Source organism: Flavobacterium sp. (assembly GCF_023151265.1).
Classification (GTDB): Bacteria; Bacteroidota; Bacteroidia; order Flavobacteriales; family Flavobacteriaceae; genus Flavobacterium.
This window is the reverse complement of sequence record NZ_JAKLJH010000087.1, coordinates 1-11,299: the sequence shown is the minus strand read 5'-3', so window position 1 is coordinate 11,299 and position 11,299 is coordinate 1. Positions and strand designations below refer to the sequence as shown.

At 32.0% G+C, this 11,299-nt stretch carries 10 protein-coding genes and 1 pseudogene; 3 read left to right on the top strand and 8 right to left on the bottom strand.

Annotated features, from left to right (window positions below; all coding sequences use genetic code 11):
- A partial coding sequence (locus L6Q46_RS09120; protein ID WP_291284040.1) for a DUF4139 domain-containing protein occupies positions 1 to 403 on the top strand: 403 nt, incomplete at its 5' end.
- Between the two features lie 135 nt (positions 404 to 538).
- Positions 539 to 1,915, top strand: a complete 1,377-nt coding sequence (locus L6Q46_RS09115; RefSeq protein WP_291284039.1) for a PQQ-dependent sugar dehydrogenase — start codon at positions 539 to 541, stop codon at positions 1,913 to 1,915.
- A gap of 25 nt (positions 1,916 to 1,940) precedes the next feature.
- Here the strand turns inward: L6Q46_RS09115 and L6Q46_RS09110 are convergent, their stop codons facing one another.
- The 4 genes from L6Q46_RS09110 to L6Q46_RS09095 form a co-directional block, all read right to left on the bottom strand.
- Positions 1,941 to 2,570 carry a hypothetical protein gene (locus L6Q46_RS09110; RefSeq protein ID WP_291284038.1) on the bottom strand — a complete coding sequence of 210 codons (630 nt, stop codon included), beginning with the start codon at positions 2,568 to 2,570 and terminating at the stop codon, positions 1,941 to 1,943.
- A gap of 130 nt (positions 2,571 to 2,700) precedes the next feature.
- Positions 2,701 to 3,741, bottom strand: a complete 1,041-nt coding sequence (locus L6Q46_RS09105) for an aldo/keto reductase (RefSeq protein WP_291284037.1) — start codon at positions 3,739 to 3,741, stop codon at positions 2,701 to 2,703.
- Positions 3,742 to 3,843: 102 nt separating this feature from the next.
- Entirely contained in the window at positions 3,844 to 4,809 is a 966-nt protein-coding gene (locus tag L6Q46_RS09100; RefSeq protein WP_291284036.1) for an OmpA family protein, read from the bottom strand.
- 29 nt (positions 4,810 to 4,838) lie between these two features.
- Positions 4,839 to 5,600 (bottom strand): exodeoxyribonuclease III, encoded by a 762-nt coding sequence (locus L6Q46_RS09095; RefSeq protein ID WP_291284035.1) that lies wholly within the window; start codon positions 5,598 to 5,600, stop codon positions 4,839 to 4,841.
- A 195-nt stretch (positions 5,601 to 5,795) separates the two neighbouring features.
- On the opposite strand from L6Q46_RS09095, the gene L6Q46_RS09090 reads away from it, so the two are divergent.
- Positions 5,796 to 7,586: a lysophospholipid acyltransferase family protein gene (locus tag L6Q46_RS09090; RefSeq protein ID WP_111566339.1), complete on the top strand. Its 1,791-nt coding sequence runs from the start codon at positions 5,796 to 5,798 to the stop codon at positions 7,584 to 7,586.
- Positions 7,587 to 7,594: 8 nt separating this feature from the next.
- Here the strand turns inward: L6Q46_RS09090 and L6Q46_RS09085 are convergent, their stop codons facing one another.
- From L6Q46_RS09085 to L6Q46_RS09070, 4 genes and pseudogenes are all read right to left on the bottom strand, one after another.
- Positions 7,595 to 8,557 carry a 2-hydroxyacid dehydrogenase gene (locus tag L6Q46_RS09085; protein ID WP_291284034.1) on the bottom strand — a complete coding sequence of 321 codons (963 nt, stop codon included), beginning with the start codon at positions 8,555 to 8,557 and terminating at the stop codon, positions 7,595 to 7,597.
- A 71-nt stretch (positions 8,558 to 8,628) separates the two neighbouring features.
- Complete coding sequence (locus tag L6Q46_RS09080; protein ID WP_291284033.1) at positions 8,629 to 9,864, bottom strand: peptidoglycan DD-metalloendopeptidase family protein; 1,236 nt, start codon at positions 9,862 to 9,864, stop codon at positions 8,629 to 8,631.
- A gap of 46 nt (positions 9,865 to 9,910) precedes the next feature.
- Positions 9,911 to 10,675, bottom strand: a complete 765-nt coding sequence (locus tag L6Q46_RS09075; protein ID WP_291284032.1) for a DUF4292 domain-containing protein — start codon at positions 10,673 to 10,675, stop codon at positions 9,911 to 9,913.
- Positions 10,676 to 11,299 (bottom strand): annotated as a pseudogene (locus L6Q46_RS09070) (cytochrome C biosynthesis protein); the annotation flags it as partial. It lies immediately after the preceding gene.

Sequence of the window (11,299 nt, the reverse complement as noted above, 5' to 3'; positions counted from 1 at the left end):
CGAAGGAATGTACGTTGGTAAAACAATGATTAACCCAAATCAAACTTCAGATACGTTGAATTTAAGTATGGGAAGAGATAAAAAAATTGCCATCAAACGTGAGAAAATAGCAGATAAATCGGGAACTAAATTCTTATCAGGTTATAAAGAACAAACGTTTACTTATGATATCACGATAAAAAACAACAAAAAAGAAGCGATTGAAATGTTGTTAAAAGATCAATATCCAATTAGCACCGATAAAGAAATCACAATAGAATTATTAGACAACGGAAAAGCCAAAGCAAACCCAGAAACCGGAATTCTAACTTGGGATGTAAAACTTGGTGCTGGAGAAACCAAGAAATTCAGAATAAGTTATAAAATCAAATATCCAAAGGATAAGTTTATAGATAATTTATAATCACTAACCCTAGTGAATAAAAGCGTAAAGAGTGTAAAAATTCTTTGCGCTTTTATTATTTTACAAATGCAAATTACTGAAAATGAATTGATTTGAAAAATATTTATTAAATTTAGAGACACAAAACTACCAATTATGAAAACAATCCTACTTTTCAGTTTAATGATGATGTCATTTTTTGGACAGTCTCAAACCATCACTTTACAATCCTTTGCAACTGGTTTTGATAGCCCAGTAGAAATTACAAACGCTGGAGATTCTCGATTATTTGTAGTTCAAAAAGGTGGATTGATTAGAATATTAAATTCAAACGGAACAGTAAATACAACTCCATTTTTAAATTTATCATCCATTATAACCACAAATGGAGAACGCGGATTGTTAGGTTTAGCTTTTCATCCCAACTATAGTACAAATGGTTATTTTTTTGTTAACTACACCAATCTTTCAGGAAATACTGTTATTGCGAGATATAGTGTAAATTCAGTAAATCCAGATATTGCCAATACTACTGGCACAATTTTGATGACTATTGCACAACCTTACTCCAATCATAATGGTGGAAGCATAAAATTTGGTTCTGATGGCTATTTATACATTGGGATGGGAGATGGTGGAAGCGCTGGTGATCCAGACAATAGAGCTCAAAATATCAATGATAATCTTGGCAAAATGTTACGCATTGATGTTAATTCAACAATTGCTCCTTATTACACAATTCCTACAACAAATCCTTTCGTAGGTGTGGCCGGTAATGACGAAATTTGGGCAATTGGATTAAGAAATCCATGGAAATTCTCCTTCAATAGATCAAACGGTGATTTATGGATAGCCGATGTGGGACAGAGTTCCGTTGAAGAAATTAATAAAATTGTAAATCCACTACCAAATACTGGAATTAATTTAGGTTGGAGATGTTACGAAGGAAATTCCACTTACAATACATCTGGTTGTGCACCAGCAGGAACAATGACCTTTCCGTTTGCTCAATATGCTCGTTCTGGAGGAGCTTGTTCGGTAACTGGTGGTTATTTTTACACGGGTTCGGCTTATCCAAATTTCCAAAATCATTATTTTTTTACTGATTATTGTGATGATAAAATTAGAATGGTTAATAGTGCTGGAGTCATAACAACTACAACTTCATTTTCAGGAAATAACTTTGTTACTTTTGGCGAAGATATGAATGGCGAATTATACATTGCAGGAATTTCTTCGGGAACAATTTATAAAATAATCGATTCATCTTTAAGCAGTTCTGATTTCGAAAACAACGGTTTTTCATTGTATCCAAATCCTGCTAAAGAATCGTTTACTATAAAGAATTCAACGTCTAATTTAGCCACTAAAATTGATGTTATTGACTTAACTGGAAAATTACTTTTTACCAAAGAATTAAGTGCAAATCCTGAAAACACTATTGCTACATCACCATTATCAAAAGGAATTTACTTAATTTCTGTTGAAATCACTAATGGAACCAATTACACAACAAAATTGATTGTTGAATAACTAATTTATGGAGCTGGATTTGGAATTAAATCGTATTTAAAAATCGAACTATTGAAATTAAATCATTCTCATCATCCAAATCAATTTTGTTTAATTTCAAAAAATTATCAATACTTTCTTGATTATCAGTAAATAATTTTAAAAAATCTTTTTTCTTCTTTGGAATCTCAACAATTCCAACATCAAGTTTAATAAAATAAACGTTTTTATCTTTTCTATAATGAGCTTGGGTTGCTTGTTCATAAGGGTTTGGAGCATCTTTATAAGGAACAAAAGAAATTATTTCTTTAGCAAATAAATCTGTTTTTTTAAAATTTGTTACACGAACTAAATAACCTTTTTCCGATTTCTTCTTGAAGACATAATCTATGTATTCATAAATTTTATTTCCAAACTTAAAAACAACTATTAAACTATCTTTTTTATTCAATCTAAAAACTTTTCCTTCATTCTTATATTCCATTTCATCTTTAACCGCATTGTATCTAATCTCTAATTCTTTATTGCCTAAAAGTGAAACTCTAGCCGTTAAAAAACGATCTTCAAAATACTGAGAACCAGCAATATTAGAGTTTTTATCATCAATCTCTGTACCATAATTCCAATTTCTAAGTTTAGAAACATCATCTATCGTTGGAAGAGTTTGTGAAAACATATTAAGTGAAAAACAAAAAAGAAAACTTGCAAAAACACGATATTTTGTCAACATTGTATAATTTTTATGATTAAAAAAAGCAAAAATATTTAAAAAAACTAGCTTCACTAAATAAAATTTGTTAATTTTTTTAAGGCGCTGGGTTTGGAATTAATTCCTGAATTTTTTCAATTTCAGCTACGATTTCATTTGATAAAATCGTGTCGAAAGCTTGAATGTTTTCTTGCAGTTGTTCCATCGTTGTAGCTCCAATAATAGTTGAAGTCACAAATTTTTGACGGTTTACAAAAGCAATCGCCATCTGCGTTAACGTTAAACCTTTAGCTTCGGCTAATTCTTTGTATAATTTGGTTGCTTTGAAGCAATTTTCATTGGTATAACGAACGAAATTTGGAAACAATTTCATGCGAGAATTCTCAGGATAACCATTCAAATATTTTCCAGATAAAAATCCGAAACCTAATGGCGAATAGGCTAATAACCCAACATTCTCGCGCATTCCAATTTCTGATAAACCAACTTCGTACAATCTGTTCAATAACGAAAATGGATTTTGTATGGTTGCAATTCTTGGTAAACCGTGTTTTTCGCTTTCCATTAAAAAACGCATCACACCCCAAGGATTTTCATTTGAAAGACCAATTTGCTTGATTTTTCCTTCCTTGATTAATCCGTCATAAACTGTTAGTACATCAAAAATATTATCTTGCCATTTAGTATCGATTTCTTGAACACCGCGTTTTTGAAACATATTCATCACGCGCTCTGGCCAATGCATTTGATATAAATCAATGTAATCCGTTTGAAGATTTTTTAAACTCAATTCTACCGCTTCGTGAATACTCTTCTTAGAAAAATCCAATGGCTGACGAATGTATTCCATTCCACGATTAGGCCCAGCAATTTTTGTTGCTAAAACTAATTTCTCACGCTCCGAAGCTCCGATTTTCTTAATCCAAGTTCCGATGTGACGCTCGGTACTTCCAAAGATTTGAGCGTTACCTCCAATTGGATACATTTCGGCAGTATCAATGAAATTGATTCCTTTTTCGATAGCATAATCCAATTGCGAATGCGATTCACTTTCAGTATTTTGATTTCCAAAAGTCATCGTTCCTAAACAGATTTTGCTGACTTTTAGATTAGTATTGGGTAAAGTTGTGTAGTTCATTTCAGAATTTGAAAATTTAAAGTTCAAAGTTACAAAGTTTCATTCAAAGAAAAAGGCTTGAGTTTTAAACTCAAGCCTTTTTTATCAATCTTTTATGAAATGTTATAGTTCATTCAACATTTTAGAAATCTCATCTAACTTAGGTGTTAAGATGATTTCGATTCTTCTGTTTTTTGCTTTTCCTTCAGCTGTTTCGTTGCTCATTAATGGCGCATATTCACCACGACCCGCAGCTGTTAAGTTTTCCTTTTTCACTTTAGCATTTGCAGATAAAATATTCACGATTGCTGTTGCACGTTTTGTAGATAAATCCCAGTTGTTTTCCACTCCGCCACCAATAGTTCCTGTGATTTTATCATTATCTGTGTGACCTTCAATTAAAACGGAAATATCAGGATTATCACCTAAAACTTTCCCAACTAAATCTACCGCTTTTTTTCCTTCTGAACCAACAGTCCAACTTCCCGATTCGAAAAGTAATTTATTTTCCATTGAAACATATACCTTTCCATCTTTTTCTGTAACCGTTAATCCTTTACCTTCAAATGCTTTTAAGGATTTAGATAATGTTTCTTTTAACTTTTTCATAGCCGCTTCTTTGTCAGCCATCATTTTTTCTAATTCAGCTAAACGAGTTGACGAAGTTTCTAAATCTTTTTTCAATTTGTTCAAACGATCTTGTTCTGCTGTTAATGCTTTTTGTTTTGCTTCTAACTCAGCTAACAATTGTCTGTTTTTATTGATGTTGGCTTCTAAAGCATCGTTGCTATCTTTTTCAAGAGCGGCATAAGACGCTTTCAAATTGTCTAAATTCTTTTTTGTAGCTGCATAATCTGTGGCTAATTTATCGCGTTCTGCTTTGGTTTTGTCTAATTCAGTTTGTAAATTATTCTTATCTAATTCTAACTGATTTTTATCGGTTTTTAACAAGCCGTTTTCATCTGATAAAGCATTGTGTTCTTTCTTTAAATCGGCATATTTGTTTTCTAAATCTTGGTAGATTTTTTTAGAAACACATGAAGTAGTTAAACTCAAAACTACACAAGCAAGGGCAAATTTTCTAATCATTAGTATTATCGTTTTTGATTAATTGATTCTTATTTTATTTCTACTAAAACTGGACAATGGTCGGAATGTTTGGCTTCGGGCAAAATTAATGCTCTTTGAATTTTATCTTTCAAAGGTTCGGCTGCCAAACAATAATCAATTCTCCAACCTTTGTTATTATTTCGAGCATTAGCTCTATAACTCCACCAACTGTAATTGTGTGGTTCTTTGTTTAAATGGCGGAAGGTATCGATAAATCCGCTTTTCATGAAACCGTCTAACCAAGCGCGCTCTTCGGGTAAAAAACCTGAAATTTTTGCATTTCTAATTGGATCATGAATATCGATTGCTTCATGACAAATGTTATAATCACCACAAATTACCAAGTTTGGAACTTCTTTTTTTAACTCATTTACATAGTTTTGAAAATCGTCCATGTACATAAATTTATGTTCTAATCTATCAATATTTGTGCCAGATGGAAGATACAAACTCATAACAGAAACGTCTTCAAAATCTACACGTAAATTTCGTCCTTCAAAATCCATGTGCTGAATTCCTGTTCCGAAAACCACTTTTTTAGGTTCAATTTTAGACAAAACAGCAACACCACTATATCCTTTTTTCTCCGCTGGAAAATAATATTGGTACGGATAACCTGCTGCTTCGATTTCTATTTTTGGGATTTGGTCTTCGGTTGCTTTAATTTCTTGAAGACAAATAACATCGGGATTTGCTTGTTGCAACCATTCTAAAAAACCTTTGGTAATGGCGGCACGAATTCCGTTAACATTGTAAGATATGATTTTCATTTTCTACTCTAGCTTTTGACCAAATATAATAAAAAGGTTTTTAAAAATAAAGATTAGATTTCATCGAATTCATAATTCATTAACTATCAGGTCACTAAAAAATATAACAAAATAGCTTTTTTTATTACCAAATGAAAAGTGCTGAAAATTCATCAAAATTCTTATCTTTGTTTCTTGCTCAATAAACAAAAATAAATGGGTTTAGTTACTGCTAAAGAAGTTGCAAAAGCGATAAATGCTGACAAATATGGGGTTTTCGGGACTTTCTCGGGCTGGTTGCTCATGAAAGTACTTAAGATTTCTACGCTGAACAAAATTTATGACCGAAACAAACATTTGAGTGAATTGGAATTCTTAAATGCTATTTTAGATGAATTCCAAATCAAATTTGAAATCCCAGAAGAAGATTTAAAACGTTTACCAAAAGACGGCGCATATATTACCATTTCAAACCATCCACTTGGCGGAATTGACGGCATTTTATTGTTGAAATTAATGTTAGAAAGAGAACCTAATTTCAAAATTATTGCCAATTTTCTATTGCACCGAATCGAACCGATGAAGCCGTATATTATGCCGGTAAATCCGTTTGAAAATCACAAAGATGCAAAATCGAGTGTGGTTGGAATCAAAGAAACATTACGTCATTTAAGCGATGGGAAACCATTAGGAATGTTTCCTGCTGGAGAAGTTTCCACTTATAAAGATGGAAAGTTAGTAGTGGACAAACCTTGGGAAGAAGGAGCAATCAAAGTGATTCGTAAAGCACAAGTTCCAGTTGTACCAATTTATTTTCATGCTAAGAACAGTAAATTATTTTACTTCTTATCAAAAATTGATGATACACTTAGAACGGCTAAATTACCAAGTGAATTATTGACTCAAAAAGACCGAGTTATTAAAGTTCGTATTGGAAAACCTATCTCGGTAGCAGAACAAAACGAATATCAAGATATTGAAGCATATGGAGATTTCTTACGCAAGAAAACATACATGCTTTCAAATGCTTTTGAAGATGAAAGTAAAATTAATTTGCCAAAATTAAGCATTCCAAAACCACCTAAACAAATTGCTAAACCAGCCAATCACGAGCAAATTTTAGAAGAAATGGCTTGTTTGAAAAAAGGTGATTATCGTTTATTACAAAGTAAAAATTATGAAGTTTACTTCGTAACGGCAGATAAAATTCCGAATATCTTACACGAAATTGGTCGTTTACGCGAAATCACGTTTAGAGAAGTTGGTGAAGGAACCAATGAATCGTTAGATTTAGATGCTTACGATAAATATTATCACCATATGTTTTTGTGGGATGAAGACGCACAGTGTATTGCTGGTGCTTATCGTATGGGATTAGGTTCTCACATTTATCCAAAACATGGAATTGACGGTTTTTATTTGCATGAATTGTTCCGTTTTGAACCAGAGTTATATGATATGATGAGTAAATCTATCGAAATGGGTAGAGCATTTATCATCAAAGAATACCAAATGAAACCAATGCCTTTGTTCTTGTTATGGAAAGGAATTGTTCATACAACTTTACATTATCCAGAACATAAATATTTGATTGGTGGCGTAAGTATTAGTAATCAATTCTCTGATTTTTCAAAATCATTGATGATTGAATTTATGAAGTCGCACTATTACGATCCGTATATTGCGCAATACGTTCACCCGAAAAAAGAATATAAAGTAAAACTAAAAGACGCCGACAAAGATTTCGTATTCAACGAAACCGAAGCCGATTTGAATAAGTTTGACAAAATTATTGATGAAGTAGAACCAGGAAATTTACGTTTACCGGTTTTAATTAAAAAATACATCAAACAAAACGCAAGAGTTGTGGCATTTAATGTTGACCCATTATTTAACAACTCGGTTGACGGCTTAATGTACATTAAAATTGCCGATTTACCTGAAAGCACCGTAAAACCCGTTATGGAAGAATTTCAAGCGGAATTGGAAAGAAAAGAGAAAGGCTAATCGATTGATTAGCCTTTTTTATTTATGTAAATCTTACAAATCTTATCTACAATCGTTTGCGCTAATTTTTGATGACTTTCAAACGTCCAACCAGCAATGTGTGGCGTCAACAGTACATTTTCAGCTTGTAAAAGATATTCGAAAGCAGCGGGTTTTTCTCCTTCAAACAAAGTTTCAAAAGAGAGTTTTTCGTATTCCAAAACATCTAAACCAGCACCTAAAATTTTACCTGATTTCAACCCATCAACCAAATCAGCTGTTACTACAGAATTTCCTCTTGCGGTATTAATCAACCAAAATGGTTTTTTGAATTTATTGATGAAATCTGAATCAATCATCTTATCCGTTTCTGGTGTCCAAGGCGTGTGCAAACTTAAAACATCAGCTCTTTCTTGAAGTTCGGCTAATGAAACTTGAGTCGCATTGGCATCTCCTAAATTGGGTAAAATATCATGACATAAAACGGCTACATCAAATCCACGTAATTTTTTAGCGAATGATTTTCCCATGTTTCCATAACCGATAATTCCGATGGTTTTACCTTCTAATTCGTGTCCGCGATTGGCTTCTCGCTTCCATTGACCCGATTTTACTTCGTTGTTGGCTTTGTTTAAATTATTAAAAAGAGACAATAACATTCCGATAGCGTGTTCGCCAACGGCATTTGCATTTCCTTCTGGAGCAGCGATTAAATGAATTCCTTTCGCTGTAGCGTAATCACAATCGATACTTTCTAAACCAGCGCCAACACGAGCGATGAATTGCAAATTAGTTGCTTTATCTAAAAACGTTTTATCAATTTTAAAGCGACTTCTAATGACAATTCCGTGATAGTTTTCAATTTTAGCTTCCACTTCTTGTTTGGATGAAGTAAAATCGGCTTCATTTTGAAAACCAGCTTGTTCTAATTGTTCCCATAGCAAGGGATGATTACTATCGATGTGAAGTATTTTAATTTGGGATAAATTCATGATTTTCTATTGAAATATAAAAGTACAAAATTGATTCAAAAAAAATGAGGCCGTTGCGACCTCATTCTAATTTATAAGTTTAACCAAGATTCTGGATTTAGTGTTGTCGTGTTTTGTAAAACTAAAAACTTAATTACCGCACTACCTGAAGAATCGGTATGAATTTTTCCGATATTCTGTTTGATGGTCACTTTTTGACCTTTACTCACACTAACTGAAGATAAGTTCAAATAAACAGTGATAAAATCTCCGTGCTGAATATAAACTGCTTTATTATTTGCAGAAATCACCTGAACTTGTAACACTTCACCACCAAAAACCGCTCTTGCCGAAGCACCTGGTTTTGTAGAAATTTCAACACCACTGTTATGAATGGTTAAGTTTTTATGAACTGGATGCGGTTGATCGCCATGTTTTAATGAAATATAACCATCAACTACAGGCCAAGGTAATTTCCCTTTATTAGCTTTAAAATTATCTGAAACTACTTTCCCCTCAGCAGATAAAACAAATTTTGTTGCTTCTTTTGTTCCTGCTTTTGGTGCTGTTGTTCCTGTTTTAGCTGCGTTTCGTTTATTGGCTTCTGCAATTTCTGCGGCAATTAATCTTTTAATTTTTGCATCTATATCTTTTGCTTCTTTTTGCTTTTTGCTAATTTCAGCTGTTAATTTCTTTTTATCTTTTTGAATTAGTTTTGCTAAACGTTCTTGTTCTTGCTTTTCTTTTTCTAATTCTTGCTTTTCTTTTTCTGTTTGCGCTAAAACAACTTCTTTTTCTTTTTTACTTTCCGATAATCGTTTTTCTGCAACTACTAATTTATTTTGCTTTTCTTTGATTTCCTCGCCTTGCATTTTTCTGAATCCTGCATATTGTTTCATGTACTGAATTCGTTTGTAGGCCTGAAGAAAATTTTCAGCTGAAAGAACAAACATAATTCTACTTTGCTCATTTCTACTCTTGTATGATTTTACAATCATTTTTTCGTAGTCTTCTTTCAATACTTTTAATTCTCTATTTAACTTGTTCATTTCTAACTGAGTCAAATAAATTTCATCACTCAATAAACGCGTTTGCTTTGCTGTTGTATTAAGTAATTTTTGTCGTAATTGAATTAAGTTTTTTTGTTGACTAATTTGTTTTAAAACCGATTTTTCTTTCTTTTTCTCTGCTTCTAAACGCGATTTATTTTCTGAAATTTCTTTCAGAATTTGTGCTTTGCGCTCTTCTAACTTTTGCTGCTCTGAAGGTTGGGCAAAACATAGGCTTGTAATGAAAAAGAAAAATACGATTTTAAAGAATTGGTTCATGCAATAAGGATTTTTACAAAGGTAGTTTTTTTACTTAAATAAAAAATTAATTGATTTCAACTGCGGTGTAACCACTAGGCACTGAATAAGGATAACTCAAATTCTCATTAAATGTTGTATTCTTATATTCAATATCAATTGTTATTTTGTCTTTTTGTTCCGCTTTAATATTAATTTCGTTTGGTAAAAACATACCTTTTTCTTCTTTGTACGAAGGATAACGAATTTCTAAATTTCGGTTTTGACTTGCTTGAGAAATTGTTTCTTTTTTCAATAAATAATTAGCGCCTTCAAAATAAAATTCTTTTGCAACATCAGCATCTGTAGGCAAAGACAACTTAAACATTTTCTCAACTACTTCAGAAACCCATTTATCTTTAGTTAAATCGTCAATTGCTTTTCCTAGAAATAAATTCTGCACTTTTTGAAAATCTAAATCAGTTCCTAACCAATTGCTCAACATACTAAAATCGCCTTCAAAATATGTCCCGTTTGGTTTTTCGTAATAGCTCACTTTTGTTGGAGTTATCATCGCTTTTGCCATAGGAATTCCTAAGAATTTTATATTGATCCAAATGATTTCGTCTTTTTTTATACGAATATCAGCATTCATAGAATGCGATTGTTTCTCATCTTCGTATTTGGCGTTTGCTCTAATATTTAGCGTAGTAAAATCATGTTCGTTTTTATAATGACCTTTGATTACTTTTGAAACTTCAGTATTTTCATTTGCAGCAGCTGTGGTTACAGATTGCTTTGATTTACATCCGATTAAAAAAACGACTAAAAAGGCTGATAATATTGACTTCATTTATTTTTGTAATTGCTTTAATTTGTTGGTATACGTTTCTTTTTTAACCTTGTCATTCAAATTCTCGCAACTGATAATTAATTGTTTGTAAAAATTAACATTGAAACGATTGTTGTAAATTCCAGATTCTGATGGATTAAATTCAACTACAAAATCCAAGCCGTTTTCTAAAATAGTTTTAGCTTTCTTATATTCTTTAAGTTGGTTGTATCCTAAACCAGCATAAAAATAAAACCCAACTTGCGTTGGAAATGATTCCAAAAACTCTTCTGCTTTTTTGGTTACCGAATGAAAATCTTGCTTTTGAATTAGCACTTCCAAATACAATTCCATCGCTTCTACATCTTCGGAATTTCTTTTGATTCCTCTTTCAAAATATTTTGAAGCATTTTCTAAATCATTCTTTTTCCAGAAAAATTTCGCTACTTCTTTGGCTACGTTGATTTCTTTATCATCATTAAAATAAGGAATCGCCTTATCGATATCTTTTAAATAAGTAGGATTTTTAACAGCAAAAATTAAAAACTCATTAAAAACACGATGTTTGATTTTTAAATCCATTCGATTATTATCCAAAACTTTGAACATCGATTTTGAAGCATTTTCACCATCGTTATTATTCAA

Bases quoted from the DNA above. Each gene is read 5' to 3' on its own strand.
- L6Q46_RS09110 (WP_291284038.1), bottom strand. From the start codon at position 2,570: ATGTTTTCACAAACTCTTCCAACGATAGATGATGTTTCTAAACTTAGA.
- L6Q46_RS09115 (WP_291284039.1), top strand. From the start codon at position 539: ATGAAAACAATCCTACTTTTCAGTTTAATGATGATGTCATTTTTTGGA.
- L6Q46_RS09100 (WP_291284036.1), bottom strand. From the start codon at position 4,809: ATGATTAGAAAATTTGCCCTTGCTTGTGTAGTTTTGAGTTTAACTACT.
- L6Q46_RS09075 (WP_291284032.1), bottom strand. From the start codon at position 10,675: ATGAAGTCAATATTATCAGCCTTTTTAGTCGTTTTTTTAATCGGATGT.
- L6Q46_RS09090 (WP_111566339.1), top strand. From the start codon at position 5,796: ATGGGTTTAGTTACTGCTAAAGAAGTTGCAAAAGCGATAAATGCTGAC.
- L6Q46_RS09085 (WP_291284034.1), bottom strand. From the start codon at position 8,557: ATGAATTTATCCCAAATTAAAATACTTCACATCGATAGTAATCATCCC.
- L6Q46_RS09080 (WP_291284033.1), bottom strand. From the start codon at position 9,864: ATGAACCAATTCTTTAAAATCGTATTTTTCTTTTTCATTACAAGCCTA.
- L6Q46_RS09095 (WP_291284035.1), bottom strand. From the start codon at position 5,600: ATGAAAATCATATCTTACAATGTTAACGGAATTCGTGCCGCCATTACC.
- L6Q46_RS09105 (WP_291284037.1), bottom strand. From the start codon at position 3,741: ATGAACTACACAACTTTACCCAATACTAATCTAAAAGTCAGCAAAATC.